Genomic DNA, 14,326 nt, shown 5'->3' with positions numbered 1-14,326 from the left:
GGACCGCGGCGGCGTCGGGGGGCAAGGGGTGGGCAGGCTCGCGTCGGCGTACGGGCAGGCGGTCGCCGCGCACCGCGAGGCCGTACGGCGCTGGGAGAACGCCCGCCGGGCGTTCGCCGCCGCCGGACCGCCGGCCCCCGACAACGCGGAGCTGGTCGCCCGGCTGGCCCGGGTCGGCGCCGACCTCGCCGGCCCGCCGCCCGGCGCCGCCGACCTCACCGCCGCCCCCGTGCCGGTACGCGTCGGGGAGGCCACCACCCTGGACGGTGCTTTCCCGGTGCTGCTGCCGCTGGCCGGCGGCGCCCACCTCGCGGTGGACTGCGACGCCCGGGATCCCCGGGTCGGCGAACTGCTGCGGGCGGTGGTCGTGCGGCTGCTCGCCGCCGCCCCGGCCGGCGCGGTCCGGGTCGCCGGGATCGACACGGTCGCCTTCGGGGCCGCCTTCCTGCCGCTGCGCCCCCTGCTCGACGCCGGGGTGCTGGCCCCGCCGGCCACCACCGCCGTCGACGTGGCCGCCCTCCTCGACGAGGCGGAGCGGCACGCCCGCGCCGCCCAGCACGGCGGCCCGGCCGACCTGGAGCTGCTGCTGCTCGTCGCCGCGGCCGCGCCGCCGCCGCGGGAGCTGGCCCGGCTCGCCGCGTTGACCCACGCCGGCGCGGACGCCGCGGTCTGCGTGCTGCTCGCCGGTCACCCGCCGACCGGCCCGGGTGACGCCCCGCCGCCGCTGGGCGCGACCACCCAGCTCCGGCTGAACGAGCGGTACGCGCTGGTCGGCGACCCGCCCGGGCAGCCGTACAGCGCCGACGGCAGCGGGCTGGCCGCCGCGGTGCTGCTCGACGGGGATCCGCCGGCCGCCTCGGTGGCCGCGCTGGGCGCGCGGCTCGCCGCGGCCACCCGGCGCGCCGAGGCGCTGCGCTTCACCGACCTGCTCCCCGCCCGGCGCTGGGGGGAATCGGCCGGGCCCGGACTGCGTACGGTGCTCGGCCGGGCCGGCCGGGAGCAGGTGACGGTCGCCTTCGACGACGCCACCCCGCACTGGCTGGTCGGGGGTCGCACCGGGGCGGGCAAGACGGTGTTCCTGCTCGACGTGCTCTACGGGCTGGCCGCCCGGTACGCCCCGGCGGAACTCCAGCTCCTCCTGCTCGACTTCAAGGAGGGGGTGAGCTTCACCGAGTTCGTCCCCACCGAACGCGACCCGTCCTGGCTGCCGCACGCCCGCGCGGTCGGCATCGAATCCGACCGCGAGTACGGCGTGGCCGTGCTGCGGGAGCTGCGCGCGGAGCTGACCCGGCGGGCCGACCTGCTCAAGCGGCACGGCGTCACCAAGCTCGCCGACCTGCCCCCGGACGCCCGTCCGCCCCGGATCGTCACCGTGGTCGACGAGTTCCAGGTGCTCTTCGCCGGCAACGACGCCCTCGCCCGGCAGGCCGTCGACCTGCTGGAGGAGCTGGCCCGCAAGGGCCGCTCGTACGGCCTGCACCTGGTGCTGGCCAGCCAGAGCACGACCGGCGTCGAGGCGCTCTACGGCCGGGCCGAGGCGATCTTCGGCCAGTTCCCGCTGCGGGTGGCGCTGCCCGGCGGGGGCGGTGTGCTCGACCCGCTGAACGACGCGGCGAAGGCCCTCGGGATCGGCTCCGCCGTGGTCAACACCGCCGGCGGGGCGGCGGGCGCGAACACCGTGGTCCGGTTCCCGGACGCGCACGGCGCCGCCGCGGACCTGGCCACCCTCCGCCACGAGCTGTGGGCGGCCCGGCCGGCGGGTTCGCGGCCACCCGCCGTCTTCCGGGGGTACGAGACGCCGCGGCTGACCGACGATCCCACCTGGGCCGGGCTGCGGCCGGGCGGCGACGTGCCGCTCGCCCTGGTCGGCCGCGCGGTCGACGTGGCCGGCAGCGCCGCCGGGTTCACCCTGGACGCCAGCCCCGGCCGGCACCTGGCCGTGGTGGGCACCTCCACCGCCGGGGCGGACGTGCTCCGGTCGGCCACCCTCAGCCTGGCCCGGCAGCACGCCCCCGGCACCGCCCGCTTCCTGCTCGCCCCGCTCGCCGCCGGGACGGGCGACCTGGCCGACGACCTGGCCATGACCCTGGCCGCCGCCGGCCACCCGGTCGAACGCCTCGACGCGGCCGCCCTGCCGGACCGCATCGCCGCGCTCGCCACCCCGGACGCGCCCGGTGGCTCCGCCGACAGGGCCGCCGTCGACCCCGCCGGCCCCGCGCCCGACGCCGCCGGCCGGACCTACCTGGTGGCGTTCGGCGTGGACGCCGCGTCCACCGCACTGGGTGCCACCGACCCGGCCACCTTCCGCTCCGGTCACGAGGACCTGCGGGCCCTGTTGCGCCAGGGGCCGGGCCACGGGGTGCACCTGCTCGGCTGGTGGCGGGGGCTGCGCCGGCTCGCCGAGGACCTCGGCGGCGCGCAGAACCGGGACGACGTAGCCTGCCTGGTCGCGTTGAACGTGCCCGGCGCCGAACTCGGCCTGCACCTCGGCGTGCACGACCTCAGCTACACCCCGCGCGCCGGCCGGGCCCTGCTGGTGGACCGGCACGACCATCGCGTCCGGCTGATCGTGCCGTTCGTCCACGAGGGACCCGAGCCGGACGGGGGCGACGACCGGTGACGGCGTTCGAGGAGTACGCGGCGCTGGCCCGGCAGCTCGCCGGCCAGCGGCGTGGCGCGGACCGGGCCGCCACCGCCGAGGCGGAACGCCGCCGGGCGCTGCACGCCGGAGTCGACCAGCTCGGCCAGCGGCTCGCCGCCCAGCGGCAGCGGCTCGACCAGCTCGGCCGGGCCATCGGCGCCGCCGCGTCCGCCGCCGTGCCCCGCGCCGGCCTCGCCCCGTCCGGCGGGGACCTCGCTGCCGCGTCCGGGTCGGCGGTGCCGTCGGCCGCGTCGGCCGCGCCCGCCTCGACCGTCGTGGCGCCGTCCGGTCCCGGTCACCCCGGGGCGGCGGGTCCCGGCGGCGCAGCCGCCGCGGCGGGGCGGCCCGAGGTCGGGGCGTACCCGCAGGGGGTGGTGGCGGCGACCGGCGCGACGCCGACGACGGGCGCCGGCACGACGGGCGCCGGGGTGCCGGCCCCCCGCGTGCCGGAGGCCGACCCGGCGGCCGAGCTGGCGGCGGCCCGGCAGCTCGCCGACGAGGCGGACCGGCACGGGCAGCAGGCCGACGCGCTCGCCCGGCGGCCCGCGTTGCTGCCGACCTGGTCCCCGCTGGCCCGGGCGGCCGCCGTCTACACCTGCTCCGCACTGGCCGGGGCGGTGCTGATGCTGGCCATGGTCGTCGCCTCCGGCCTGGAGGTGGTCGGCCTCGGCGCCCTGTACGCCTCGATGTGCGCCGGCCTGCCGGTGGCGTCGTTCGTCGCCGGCTACCTGGTGCTCGGCCGGTGGGGGCGACCGGTGATCGACGGCGGTGCCCCGCCGTCGCGGTTCGTCCCGCTCGGCTTCGTGATCTGCGTACTGCTGGTGCCGCTGGTCTACTGCGCCTACCTGCTGGCGTTCCGCGTGCTGCGCTGAGCCGGCCGCGGCTCGTCCGCGTCGTCCAGCGCCAGCCGGGCCACCTCGGCCGCGCAGCCCCACGACAGGGTGACGCCCGCGCCGCCGTGGCCGTAGGCGTGCACCAGCCGCCGCCCGGGCGGACCCTCCGACGCCACCGCCACCCGCGGACCGCCGTGCCGGCCCGGTCGCAGCCCGACCCGTTCGGCGAGGACCGGCGCGGCGGCCAGCTCCGGCACCAGGGCCACGCACCGGCGCCGGATCGCCGCCGAGGTGGCCGGGTCGGGCCGGGTGTCCCACTCGCCCGGCTCGAACGTGCCGCCCAGCACCACGTCGTGCCGGCGCGGGTGCACGTAGGTGATCCCCACCGGGTTCTCCTCGTCGCGGACCGAGGTGGTCAACCCCGGGTTCGCGACCAGCACGACCTGCCCCCGTGCCGGGTGCACGGCCGGGTCGTCGGCGAGCCGGCCGGCGGCCAGCCCGGTGGCGTTGACGACCGTCGGCGCCAGGGCGAAGCCGTCGGTGAGCCGGTCGAGCCGGCCGCGCAGCAACCGCCCGCCGACGCTGGCGAACCGCTGCCGCAGCCAGCCCAGGTACGGCAGCATCTCCACGGTCGGCGCGGTGAACCGCAGCTCCGTCGAGTACGGCCCGCTGCCCGGCCGGGCGACCAGGTCCCCGGTCGCCGCCGCCCACCAGGGCGGGCCCGCCCACGGCCGGCGCAGCAGCATCCGGGTCGGCCGGGCCACCACCCCCGGCACGCCCGCCTCGGCCTGCCGGCCCAGCTCGGCGTGGGTCTCACGGGCCCAGCGCAGCACCCGCGGGTCCTCCTCGGTGTGGCTGGGGTACCAGACCGCGGCGGCCACCGCCGAGACGGTGTCCGCCGGGTCGTCGGCGGCCATCAGGGTCACCCGCGCGCCCCGCTCCCGCAGCCGCACCGCCGTCGTCAACCCGATGATCCCGCCACCGACCACCAGCACGTCCGCCCGGTTCGTCATCGTCGGGCCTCCCCCGTCGGGCCGCCCGCGGCGGGCGGCTGGACCTGGATCGTCTCCCCGGCGGGTCGGCGCGGTCCACACCACCCGGATCCGCGACCTGGTCCGTGGCCGGGGCGGCCGGCTCCGGCTGGCGTACACCCGCTCGGCGCGGGGCGGCCGGGTGGACGCGCTGATCGCCCGTTTCCGGGCGGAGAACCCGGAGGTGGAGGTGGTTGCCGAGACCGGCTGGACGGCGCCGAACGTCGCCGGCCTGCTCGCCGGCCGCCTCGACGCGGCCTTCGTCCGCCCGCCGGTGCCCGAGCCGGGCCTGACCTGCCGGATCGTCGACACCGAGGAGCTGCTGCTGGCCGTGCCGGCGGGGCATCCGCTCGCCGCCGGCCGCCGCCGGCTCGACCGGGCCGAGGTGGTCGACCTTCCCGCGGTGATGTGGCCGCGGGAGAACGGCCCCGGCATGTTCGACCGCACCATCGCCCAGATCTGGCCGGACGAGGGCTTCCGCCTCGTCCGCCAGGAGCCCGACGACGAGCAGTTGCTGCGGGCGGTCGCCGAGGGGGACGCGGTCGCGGCGGTGCCGGCCGGCCGGGCCCGGGCGCTGACCGTGCCCGGGGTACGGCTGCGCCGGTTCACCGCTCCCACCCCGACCGTCAACATCGGACTCGCCTGGCGTCGGGGCACCACCAATCTCGCGGTACGCCGCCTCGCCGCCCTGCTCGCCGCCGACTGACGGGTGCCGGCCGGGCCGTTGTCGTGTCAGGATTCAGCACCGGCCCGCGGCGTGACCCGGCCGGAGCGGTCCGACCAGGGGAGGGCGCGTGAGCGCGGCGCAGATCATGGCGAGGCTGGCGGCGGCGGCCCAGAAGCTGGACGAGGCGAAGGCCAAGACGGCCGCCGCGGCGCAGGACGCCGCCGAGGCCCGGGCGCTGGTCGCCGGCGCCCTCGAGGGCGTGGCGGCCGGCCCGCTGATCGGGGTGATCGACGCCTACCGGCAGGCCCTGACGCAGGCCGTGCAGGGCGGCGAGCCGGCGAAGCAGCACGTCCAGGAGACCATCGCCAAGGTGCGGGCGCTGGGCAGCTGACGGCGGTCACCGGGCCCGGGCCCAGGTGAGGAAGCGGTCGGCCAGGTTCTCCGGCGCGGCGTGCCCGTTGAGCTGGGAGAGCTGGGCGCCGGCCTCGGCCATCAGGGTGCTCAGGTGCACCAGCAGCGCGGTGCGGTCGGCCCGGTACTCGACCAGCAGGGCCAGCCGCGCCGGTTGGCAGGGCCACTCGACCCCGCAGGCGCGGCAGCGCCACAGTGGACGCATCGGCAGGTGCGGTCGGGACTGCCGACTCACTGCGGGCCGCCGTTCTGCCGCCACCCGCCGGCCCGCCATCGCTGCGCCCGGGGTTGCCGGCGCGGCCCGGGTCGGGCGTGGGGAAGACGTGGGTCGGGGTGGTCGTCCACGTTGGCCGCTCGTTGAGCAGTGTCCGTTGCTGGGGGACAGGGAGCGTCGGTTCGGGCTTGCTGCGCCAGAACAGGAAACGCATGGGGAGGCCTCCTTCAGAGTGGATGGGATCGCCTCGACGGCGTTGGCGGGGTGGCCCTGCGCCGACGCCGCCGGGCTGCTCGCCTCCACCGGTCCCGCCGACAAGGCGAGGAGTGGTCGAATAGCGGTGCTGACCAGGGAGTACCGCTATGCCGCCAAGCCCCAAGTGGGTTGAGCTTGCCGAGCACATCCGCAAGCAGATTTCCTCGGGCGAGTTGTCGCCCGGAGAGAAGCTGCCCTCCACCTCGCAGCTGTGTCAGATCCACGGCGTCTCCGCCATCGTCGTGCGGAACGCGATGCTGACCCTCAAAGCCGAAGGCCTCGTGGTGGGCGTGCCAGGAGTCGGTGTCTTCGTCGCCGACCGCTGAGGCCGGCCCCTCGCTGTGGCCAGGCCGACCGGCCCGGCGCTGACCTTCGCCCCTGCGGCCTGGCGCGCCGTCGTGGCCCGGGTTGGCGAGCGGGCCTGACCCACCCGTACCCGAAACGGCGCCGCCCCGGCTTCCCGGGGCGAGCGCCCGCGTTTCCGGCCCCCGGTCGACCGTCCACTATGCCGGATTGTGCCTCCGGCGCGATAACTGGTTACCGGCGCGTAACTTTCCATTGACGATTGTGAAATCTACCACGCATCATCGTTTCCACGATCGATCGGATCCCCCCACCCACCGTCCCGGCTCCCCGGGTGCCTCCCACCGGAGGTGCAGCCATGCTGCTCCGAACGATCCTCGCCGCCACCACCGTCGCCGCCCTGCTGGTCCCGGCCACCGCCGCCCAGGCCAGCCCCCACCGCGCCGCCCCCACCACCAGCGCCGCCATCAGCGCCGTCGCCACCACCGCCCGCACCGCAGCGAGCGAGGTGACCGCCGCCGCAGGCGCCAACCCCGTCATCGTCGTCGGGGGACTGATCGGGGTCTCCATCGCGTACGAGCCGATCGCCGCCCGGTTGCGCGCCGACGGCTTCCAGGTCTTCATCTACCAGCTCCCCGGGCTCGGCTTCGGGGACATCCGCGAATCCGCCCGCGCCCTCGCCGCCTACGTCGACCAGGTCCGCGCCGCCACCGGGGCGGCCAAGGTCGACTTGGTCACCCACTCCGAGGGCGGCCTGGTCGCCCGCTGGTACGTCAAGTTCCTCGGCGGCGTCGACAAGGTCGACCACTACCTCAGCCTCGGCAGCCCCCAGCAGGGCACCTACGCCGCCAACATCCTGAAGTTCATCGGGCTCGGCAGCTGCGCCGGCATCATCGCCTGCCAGCAGATGTCGATCGGCTCGGACCTGCTCACCGCCCTCAACGGCGGCGACGACACCCCCGGATCGGTGCGCTGGAGCACCGTCCGGACCTGGCAGGACGAGCTGGTCTGGCCGATCGCCAACGCGGCCCTCGCCGACGGCGCCACCAACGTGCTGATCCAGTCGTGGTGCCCGCTGCGAGTGGTCGGCCACCTGGGTCTCGTCCTCGACGGCACCACCTACACCGTGGTCCGCCAGGCGCTCACCGACGCCACGATCCGCCCGAACTGCTTCGCCCTGTAGACCGCACGACGCGGCCGGCCGCCGAGGTGGCGGCCGGCCGTCGCGCGTACCGGAAGTCAGGTGGCCTTGGCGAGCGCCTCGAACTCGTCGTCGGTCAGCCGCACCTCGGCCGCGGCGATGTTCTCCTCCAGGTGCGCCACGGAGGACGTACCGGGGATGGGAAGCATGACCGGCGACCGGCGCAACAGCCAGGCGAGCGCGAGCTGCGCGGGCGTCGCGCCGTGCTCGGTGGAGATCGCATCCAGCGGACCGCCCGGCTTGGCCAGGTTGCCGGTGGCGATCGGGAACCACGGGATGAACGCCAGGTCGTTGCGCTCGCAGTGGTCGAGCACGTCCTCCGCGCTGCGGTCGGCGAGGTTGTAGAGGTTCTGCACCGAGACGATCGGGGTGATCCTCCGGGCCGCCTCGACCTGCTCGACGGTCACCTCGGAGAGCCCGACGTGCCGGATCTTGCCCTCCTGCTTGAGCAGCGCCAGCTCACCGAGCTGGTCCTCCAGCGGCACCTTCTCGTCGATCCGGTGCAGCTGGTAGAGCCCGATGCTGTCCAGGCCCAGGTGGCGCAGGCTCAGCTCGCACTGCTGGCGCAGGTACTCCGGGCGGCCCACCGGCCGCCAGTCGCCGGGGCCCGAGCGGGTCAGCCCGGCCTTGGTCGCGATGACCAGGTCGTCGGCGTACGGGTGCAGCGCCTCCTTGATCAGCAGCTCGCTGACGAAGGGGCCGTACGAGTCGGCGGTGTCGATGAACGTCACGCCCAGCTCGTACGCCCGGCGGAGCACCCGGACCGCCTCGGCCGGATCCTTCGGATCACCCCAGACCCCCGGCCCGGTGATCTGCATCGCCCCGTAGCCCAGCCGGTCCACCTGGAGGTCGCCGCCGATCCGGTACGTCCCGGAGGCCTTCGCGGGCTGCTTGCCGGCTTCGATCGCCATGAACGGTCCCCAATCCTGTCCGTCGTCGTCAACGTCCCGATTGTTCCCGGGACCCGGCGAGTGCGACGCCGAGACCCGGATTGTGGGTGCGGACACGCTCAGCCGACGTGCCGGATCACCACCAGGGCCTGGTCGTCCTCGCCGCCGGCGAGGTCGGCCAGCAGCGCGTCGGCGATCGCCTCCACCGGTCGGTCACGGACCGCCTCCACCGCCCGGTGCAGCGCCGCAACCCCCTCGTCGTACCCCTGGTCGCGGCGCTCCACCAGCCCGTCGGTGTACGCCACCAGCAGGTCACCCAGGCCGAACGGCACAGTGGTGACCGTCATCGGCTCGTTCACCATGCCCATCGGCAACGCGTTGACGGTGTGCACCGGCTCCGCCGGCCGGCCCCGGGGCAGCAGCACCGGATGCGGGTGACCGGCCCGGGCGACCCGTACCTCCCCGGCCACCGGGTCGACCACCATCACCAGGCAGGTGCCGAGGAAACCCACCCCCAGCAGGTCGGTCAGCCGGAGCAGCACCTCCTCCAGCGGCACCCCCAGCCGGATCAGCGTGTCGAGCATGGTGCCCAGCTGCGCCATGTCGGCGGCCGCCTCCACCCGGTGCCCGACCACGTCGCCGACCACCACCGCGAGCCGGTCCTGGTCCAGCCGGACCAGGTCGTACCAGTCGCCGCCGAGGTGCAGACCGCTCATCGCCGGCTGGTAGCGGGTGGCGATCTCCAACCCGCTCGGGGTGCTCCGCGCCGAACTGCGCAGCCGCCCGGCCAACCGGGTCACCAGGTTGTGCTCGGCGGCAGCCAGCCGGACCGCTCCAGGGTCTGCTCGCACAGATCGGCGAGGGTGTCCAGCAGCGTCAGGTCGTTCTCGCGCAGCGGCCGTTCCCGCCGCCACCCGAAGCCCAGTGCGGCGATCGGCCGGCGCTGCGCGTCGAAGAGCGGCAGCGCCACCGTGGTGACCATGCCGTGCGCCCCGACCGGATCCGGCGCGTACCAGCGGCGCAGCCGCTCGGCGTTTCTCGATCTTGCCGGGCCGCGATCCCGCGGGACGAAGGGCCCAGCACGTCGGCTACCGGGCCGGCCCGGGGGCAGTTGCGGCGAGCGCCCGCTACGGCGGTCCGGCTCGTGCGACGCTGTGGCCGGGTCGGACGTACGTCGGGAGGGGGCGCCATGCCGGACACGCCGCAGGTCGACTTCGCGCTCGACACGTTCGAGTGCATCGTGCTGTACCCGGGGCCGTCGGGTCGGGCCCTGCCGGACGAGACGGTGCAACGGTTGCAGGCCGAGCATCTCCAGCATGTGCAGGCGCTGCAACGGCGGGGCATCATCCTGGTCTCCGGCTCGGTGGACGGACCGGCCCGCGAGCCGGACCCGCCGATCGGCTTCGGCCTGGCCCGGACCGGCTCGGTGGACGACGTCCGCAGCGTGATGGAAGCCGACCCGGCCGTGCAGGCCGGCCTCTACCGGGTGGACGTGCTGACCTTCCTCTGCCCGTCCGGCTCCCTGGAGTTCCCGCTGGCGACGACGCAGCGCTGAGGCCGCGTCTCCGCTCCGGCTGCCCGCCCGACCACGCGTTCCACCTCGGCCGCACCCCCCGGGCCCGGCGCGGACCCGACTCCAGGAGCACCCAGTCGGGGTACGAGGGCGAGCGGTACGATTTCGGCCGCGCGGTCGCCGATGCCCGCCGAACACACGACGTTTCCGGTGCGGTTCCGTCCGCCCGCTGCGCGGGGATCGCGCGTCGTTGGACAAAAGTTCCGCAGTCCGCAAGGGGTCGGCCGGTAGGCCGAACCGAAGGAGAGACTAGCCTGATGGGCGTGACACGCCGCGCGAAGATCGTCTGCACTCTCGGCCCCGCCACCTCGTCCCCGGAGCGCATCCGGGGCCTGGTCGAGGCGGGCATGAACGTGGCGAGGCTCAACTTCAGCCACGGCAGCCACGAGGACCACGAGTCGGTGTACCGCCTGGTCCGCGAGGCGGCCGACGCGGCCGGTCACCCGGTGGCGATCCTCGCCGACCTGCAGGGCCCCAAGATCCGGCTGGGCCGGTTCGCCGACGGCCCGCACGAGTGGCGCACCGGCGACTCCGTCGTGATCACCGGAGACGACATCCTCGGCACCAAGGACCGGGTCTCCTGCACCTACCGCAAGCTGCCGCAGGAGGTGAAGCCGGGCGACCGGCTGCTGATCGATGACGGCCGGGTCGCGGTCGAGGTCAGCGACGTCACCGGCAACGACATCCGCGTCCTGGTCACCGAGGGCGGGCCGGTCTCCAACAACAAGGGCGTCTCGCTGCCCAACGTGGCGGTCAGCGTGCCGGCGATGTCGGAGAAGGACGCCGCGGACCTGCGCTTCGCGCTCGGCCTGGGCGTCGACCTGATCGCGCTCTCCTTCGTCCGCTCGGCCGAGGACATCAAGCTGGTGCACGGCATCATGGCCGAGGAGGGCGTGTTCCGCCCGGTGCTGGCCAAGGTCGAGAAGCCCGAGGCGGTGGACCACTTGGAGGCGATCGTGCTCGCCTTCGACGGCGTGATGGTCGCCCGCGGCGACCTCGGCGTCGAACTCCCGCTGGACCAGGTGCCGCTGGTGCAGAAGCGCGCCGTGCAGCTCTGCCGGGAGAACGCCAAGCCGGTCATCGTGGCCACCCAGATGCTCGACTCCATGATCGAGAATTCCCGGCCGACCCGCGCCGAGGCCTCGGACGTGGCCAACGCGGTGCTCGACGGCGCGGACGCGGTGATGCTCTCCGGCGAGACCAGCGTCGGCAAGTACCCGGTGCTGACCGTCAGCACCATGGCGAAGATCATCACCACCACCGAGTCCGGCTCGATCGGGGTGCCCCGGCTCCAGCACGACCCGCGTACCCACGGTGGCGCGCTCACCGTCGCCGCCTCGTCGATCGCCCGCGCCATCGGCGCCAAGGCGCTGGTCGCCTTCTCGCAGACCGGCGACACCGTCAAGCGGCTGAGCCGGCTGCACTGCGACCTGCCGCTGCTGGCCTTCACCCCGGTCCCCGAGGTGCGTAACCAGCTCGCCCTCTGCTGGGGCGTGGAGACCTTCCTGATGCCGTTCGTCGAGCACACCGACGACATGTTCCGCCAGGTCGACCAGGCGCTGCTCGGCCTCAACCGGGCCAACCCCGGCGACCACGTGGTGATCGTGGCCGGCAGCCCGCCCGGCACCCCGGGCTCCACCAACACCCTGCGCGTGCACCAGCTCGGCTCGCTGGTCGACGCCGCCTCCGCGCGGGCCCTGCGGTGACCGAGCGTCCGCCGGCCGGCCAGGCCGCGGTCGACCAGCTGCTGGAGGTCCTCGACCTCGACCACACCGGCGAGATGACCTTCCGAGGGATGAGCCCGCCGGTCGGCCCGCAGCGGGTGTACGGCGGTCAGGTCGCCGGCCAGGCACTGGTCGCCGCCGGACGCACCGTCGACCCGGAACGCTTCGTGCACTCGCTGCACGGCTACTTCGTCCGCCCCGGGGACCCGGTCGAGCCGATCGAGTACCAGGTGGAGAACGTCCGCGACGGGCGCTCCTTCTCGGTGCGCCGCTCGGTGGCGTTCCAGCACGGTGAGCCGATCTTCTTCATGTCGGCGTCGTTCCAGCGGCAGGAGGAGGGGCTGGACCACCAGGCCCCCACCCCGCCGGACGTGCCCGGGCCGGAGGACGTGCCCACCATGACCGACCGGCTCTCCCGCTACCCGGAGCGGCTCGGCATCTGGGGGCAGATCCCGCGCCCGATCGACGTCCGGTACGTCGGCGAGCCGGGCTGGGTCCGCCCCGGTGACCGGCCCGCCGACCCGTACCAGCGGGTCTGGATGCGGATCGACGGCAAGCTGCCCGACGACCCGCTGCTGCACGCCTGCGCCCTGACGTACGCCTCCGACCTGACCCTGCTCGACTCGGTGCTGTCGGTGCACGGCGAGGTCTGGGGCCCCGGCGGCGTGGTGGGGGCGAGCCTCGACCACGCGCTCTGGTTCCACCGGTCGTTCCGGGCCGACGAGTGGTTCCTCTACGACTGCTGGAGCCCTTCCGCCTCCGGTGCGCGGGGGCTGGCCACCGGCCGGATGTTCACCACCGACGGCCGGCACATCGCCAGCGCGGTGCAGGAGGGGTTGCTCCGCCGCGTCGGCGCCTGACCGGCCGGGGCCGGGTCGTGACCGATCGGCCGAGGGTCGCCACCCCGGGCGGCTGATCAGCGGACTAACCTTGCCGACATGCGTCTCTCCGCCCGGGTCGACTATGCCCTCCGCGCGGCGGCCGAGCTGGCCTCGGTCGCCGACGGCACGGCGGCCGAACGCAGCCGACCGGTGACCGCCGAGCAGATCGCCCGGGCCCAGGAGATTCCGCCGAAGTTCCTGGAGAGCATCCTGCTCCAGCTGCGCCGGGGCGGGATCGTGCACGCCCAGCGCGGCCCGGAGGGCGGCTACTGGCTGGCCCGGCCGGCGGCGGAGATCTCCCTCGCCGAGGTCATCCGGGTGATCGACGGCCCGCTGGCGCACGTCCGGGGGCAGCGACCGGAGCAACTCGGCTACCAGGGCGCCGCGCGGGCCCTGCAGGACGTGTGGATCGCGCTGCGGGCCAGCGAGCGGGAGATCCTCGACCTGGTCACCATCGCCGACGTGGCCAATGGCACGCTGCCCGGCCGGGTCAACGAGCTCGCCGCCGATCCGCGCGCCTGGAGCTGACCCGCGCCTCACCGGGTCCGTCCGGCGCGTCCCATCAACCGGATAGGGGACTTGACCGGAGCGTCTCCGTGCCGCATTGTCGACCAAGTCGATAGGAGATACCGAAAAGTCAGGGGGCGCTCGTGCGCAAGCTGCTGATCCTCGCTCTGGTCGGGCTCGCGGCGCAGCTGGTCGACGGCGCGCTCGGCATGGCGTACGGGTTGACCTCGTCCACCCTGCTGCTCTTCGCCGGGGTGGCGCCGGCCGCCGCCTCCGCGTCGGTGCACCTGGCCGAGATCGGCACGACGCTCGCGGCCGGGGTGGCGCACTGGCGGTTCGGCAACGTCGACTGGCGGGTGGTCGGCCGGATCGCCGTGCCGGGAGCGATCGGCGCGTTCGCCGGCGCCACCTTCCTGAGCTCCATCTCCACCGAGGCCGCGGGGCCCTGGATGGCCGCGATCCTGTTCACCCTCGGCGCGTACCTGCTGGTGCGCTTCTCCCGACCGCTGCGCGCCAACCGGGCCGCCGGCCCGCTGCGCGGGCGGTTCCTCGGTCCGCTCGGCCTGGTGGCCGGCTTCGTCGACGCCACCGGCGGCGGGGGCTGGGGGCCGGTGGCCACGCCGGCGCTGCTGGTGTCCGGCCGGATGGAGCCGCGCAAGGTGATCGGCTCCGTGGACACCGCCGAGTTCGTGGTGGCGGGCGCGGCCAGCGCCGGCTTCCTGATCGGACTCGGCGCCGAGGGCTTCCTGCTGCCCACCGTGGCGGCGCTGCTGGTCGGCGGCCTGGTCGCCGCGCCGATCGCCGCCTGGCTGGTCCGGATCGTCCCGGCCCAGCTGCTCGGCGCCACCATCGGCGGGGTGATCGTGCTGACCAACGCCCGGACGCTGATCCGCGCCGGCGAGCTGGGCGGGCCGGTCCCGTCCCTGCTCTACGTGCTGCTCGCCGCCGGCTGGCTGGTCGCGCTGGTCCTGGCGGTCCGCGCGTTGCGGCGTGCCCGCCGGGCCCGGGCCGTCGCCGACGCGGCGCTCGCCGCCGACGCCACCCCGGCGACGACGGTCGCCACCGACGCCAGTGGGACGGTCGAGCCCGCGATCGCCGACGCGGACGGGTCCCGTCGACTGGCTGCGGCCGTCGAGGGCTGATCCGCTCCTGACGGCTGCGCCTCGGGGGGCGGATCTCGCCCCCGCCCGGCGCT

Annotated in this window: 16 protein-coding genes; 11 read left to right on the top strand and 5 right to left on the bottom strand. The window is 75.4% G+C overall.

Features of this window, described 5'->3' with window-relative positions:
- The first annotated feature begins 28 nt into the window (after positions 1 to 28).
- Positions 29 to 2,620 carry an FtsK/SpoIIIE domain-containing protein gene (locus tag ACTWO6_RS23735; protein WP_446216000.1) on the top strand — a complete coding sequence of 864 codons (2,592 nt, stop codon included), beginning with the start codon at positions 29 to 31 and terminating at the stop codon, positions 2,618 to 2,620.
- A complete protein-coding gene (locus ACTWO6_RS23730) occupies positions 2,617 to 3,513 on the top strand; it encodes a hypothetical protein (RefSeq protein WP_446215999.1) in 897 nt (298 codons plus the stop codon). The genes ACTWO6_RS23735 and ACTWO6_RS23730 overlap by 4 nt, the downstream gene beginning before the upstream one ends.
- Here ACTWO6_RS23730 and ACTWO6_RS23725 read toward each other — a convergent pair.
- Positions 3,483 to 4,487 (bottom strand): FAD-dependent oxidoreductase, encoded by a 1,005-nt coding sequence (locus tag ACTWO6_RS23725; RefSeq protein ID WP_446215998.1) that lies wholly within the window; start codon positions 4,485 to 4,487, stop codon positions 3,483 to 3,485. The genes ACTWO6_RS23730 and ACTWO6_RS23725 overlap by 31 nt on opposite strands.
- Between ACTWO6_RS23725 and ACTWO6_RS23720 the strand changes: the two genes are divergently transcribed.
- Complete coding sequence (locus ACTWO6_RS23720) at positions 4,444 to 5,211, top strand: LysR family substrate-binding domain-containing protein (protein ID WP_446215997.1); 768 nt, start codon at positions 4,444 to 4,446, stop codon at positions 5,209 to 5,211. The genes ACTWO6_RS23725 and ACTWO6_RS23720 overlap by 44 nt on opposite strands.
- Positions 5,212 to 5,299: 88 nt before the next feature.
- Positions 5,300 to 5,563: a DUF6244 family protein gene (locus tag ACTWO6_RS23715; RefSeq protein WP_446215996.1), complete on the top strand. Its 264-nt coding sequence runs from the start codon at positions 5,300 to 5,302 to the stop codon at positions 5,561 to 5,563.
- 6 nt (positions 5,564 to 5,569) lie between these two features.
- Here ACTWO6_RS23715 and ACTWO6_RS23710 read toward each other — a convergent pair whose 3' ends face one another.
- Positions 5,570 to 5,788: a flavin reductase gene (locus ACTWO6_RS23710; protein WP_446215995.1), complete on the bottom strand. Its 219-nt coding sequence runs from the start codon at positions 5,786 to 5,788 to the stop codon at positions 5,570 to 5,572.
- A gap of 371 nt (positions 5,789 to 6,159) precedes the next feature.
- On the opposite strand from ACTWO6_RS23710, the gene ACTWO6_RS23705 reads away from it, so the two are divergent.
- Together ACTWO6_RS23705 and ACTWO6_RS23700 are read left to right on the top strand one after the other, a co-directional pair.
- Positions 6,160 to 6,378, top strand: coding sequence for a winged helix-turn-helix domain-containing protein (locus ACTWO6_RS23705; RefSeq protein WP_322442051.1), 219 nt, complete (start codon positions 6,160 to 6,162; stop codon positions 6,376 to 6,378).
- 335 nt (positions 6,379 to 6,713) lie between these two features.
- Positions 6,714 to 7,538 (top strand): lipase family alpha/beta hydrolase, encoded by an 825-nt coding sequence (locus tag ACTWO6_RS23700; RefSeq protein ID WP_446215994.1) that lies wholly within the window; start codon positions 6,714 to 6,716, stop codon positions 7,536 to 7,538.
- Between the two features lie 56 nt (positions 7,539 to 7,594).
- Here the strand turns inward: ACTWO6_RS23700 and ACTWO6_RS23695 are convergent, their stop codons facing one another.
- The 3 genes from ACTWO6_RS23695 to ACTWO6_RS23685 form a co-directional block, all read right to left on the bottom strand.
- Entirely contained in the window at positions 7,595 to 8,467 is an 873-nt protein-coding gene (locus ACTWO6_RS23695; protein WP_446215993.1) for an aldo/keto reductase, read from the bottom strand.
- A gap of 98 nt (positions 8,468 to 8,565) precedes the next feature.
- Entirely contained in the window at positions 8,566 to 9,246 is a 681-nt protein-coding gene (locus ACTWO6_RS23690) for a PP2C family protein-serine/threonine phosphatase (protein ID WP_446220744.1), read from the bottom strand.
- Entirely contained in the window at positions 9,243 to 9,755 is a 513-nt protein-coding gene (locus ACTWO6_RS23685; protein ID WP_446215992.1) for a GAF domain-containing protein, read from the bottom strand. Before ACTWO6_RS23685 ends, ACTWO6_RS23690 begins: the two co-directional genes overlap by 4 nt.
- Between ACTWO6_RS23685 and ACTWO6_RS23680 the strand changes: the two genes are divergently transcribed.
- The 5 genes from ACTWO6_RS23680 to ACTWO6_RS23660 all read left to right on the top strand — a co-directional run bounded on the left by ACTWO6_RS23680 (position 9,636) and on the right by ACTWO6_RS23660 (position 14,273).
- A complete protein-coding gene (locus tag ACTWO6_RS23680) occupies positions 9,636 to 10,001 on the top strand; it encodes a YciI family protein (RefSeq protein ID WP_446215991.1) in 366 nt (121 codons plus the stop codon). The genes ACTWO6_RS23685 and ACTWO6_RS23680 overlap by 120 nt on opposite strands.
- Before the next feature lie 275 nt (positions 10,002 to 10,276).
- Positions 10,277 to 11,725, top strand: a complete 1,449-nt coding sequence (gene pyk / locus ACTWO6_RS23675; RefSeq protein ID WP_446215990.1) for a pyruvate kinase — start codon at positions 10,277 to 10,279, stop codon at positions 11,723 to 11,725.
- Complete coding sequence (locus tag ACTWO6_RS23670) at positions 11,722 to 12,603, top strand: acyl-CoA thioesterase (protein ID WP_446215989.1); 882 nt, start codon at positions 11,722 to 11,724, stop codon at positions 12,601 to 12,603. Before pyk ends, ACTWO6_RS23670 begins: the two co-directional genes overlap by 4 nt.
- 78 nt (positions 12,604 to 12,681) lie before the next feature.
- The gene (locus ACTWO6_RS23665; protein ID WP_446215988.1) at positions 12,682 to 13,152 is read left to right on the top strand and encodes an RrF2 family transcriptional regulator; all 471 of its coding nucleotides are present in this window, start codon (positions 12,682 to 12,684) and stop codon (positions 13,150 to 13,152) included.
- 122 nt (positions 13,153 to 13,274) lie between these two features.
- The gene (locus ACTWO6_RS23660) at positions 13,275 to 14,273 is read left to right on the top strand and encodes a sulfite exporter TauE/SafE family protein (RefSeq protein ID WP_446215987.1); all 999 of its coding nucleotides are present in this window, start codon (positions 13,275 to 13,277) and stop codon (positions 14,271 to 14,273) included.
- Positions 14,274 to 14,326 lie beyond the last annotated feature (53 nt).

It is taken from the genome of Micromonospora sp. IBHARD004, from assembly GCF_052814115.1.
Note: the sequence above shows the minus strand (reverse complement) of the source record. Positions and strands in the feature narration are given on the sequence as shown.

What these genes read in the sequence shown, in the direction of transcription:
- ACTWO6_RS23720 (WP_446215997.1), top strand. Translation starts at nt 4,444, where the DNA reads ATGATCCCGCCACCGACCACCAGCACGTCCGCCCGGTTCGTCATCGTC.
- ACTWO6_RS23680 (WP_446215991.1), top strand. Translation starts at nt 9,636, where the DNA reads ATGCCGGACACGCCGCAGGTCGACTTCGCGCTCGACACGTTCGAGTGC.
- ACTWO6_RS23700 (WP_446215994.1), top strand. Translation starts at nt 6,714, where the DNA reads ATGCTGCTCCGAACGATCCTCGCCGCCACCACCGTCGCCGCCCTGCTG.
- pyk (WP_446215990.1), top strand. Translation starts at nt 10,277, where the DNA reads ATGGGCGTGACACGCCGCGCGAAGATCGTCTGCACTCTCGGCCCCGCC.
- ACTWO6_RS23685 (WP_446215992.1), bottom strand. Translation starts at nt 9,755, where the DNA reads ATGCTCGGCCTGCAACCGTTGCACCGTCTCGTCCGGCAGGGCCCGACC.
- ACTWO6_RS23705 (WP_322442051.1), top strand. Translation starts at nt 6,160, where the DNA reads ATGCCGCCAAGCCCCAAGTGGGTTGAGCTTGCCGAGCACATCCGCAAG.
- ACTWO6_RS23710 (WP_446215995.1), bottom strand. Translation starts at nt 5,788, where the DNA reads ATGCGTCCACTGTGGCGCTGCCGCGCCTGCGGGGTCGAGTGGCCCTGC.
- ACTWO6_RS23725 (WP_446215998.1), bottom strand. Translation starts at nt 4,487, where the DNA reads ATGACGAACCGGGCGGACGTGCTGGTGGTCGGTGGCGGGATCATCGGG.
- ACTWO6_RS23665 (WP_446215988.1), top strand. Translation starts at nt 12,682, where the DNA reads ATGCGTCTCTCCGCCCGGGTCGACTATGCCCTCCGCGCGGCGGCCGAG.
- ACTWO6_RS23695 (WP_446215993.1), bottom strand. Translation starts at nt 8,467, where the DNA reads ATGGCGATCGAAGCCGGCAAGCAGCCCGCGAAGGCCTCCGGGACGTAC.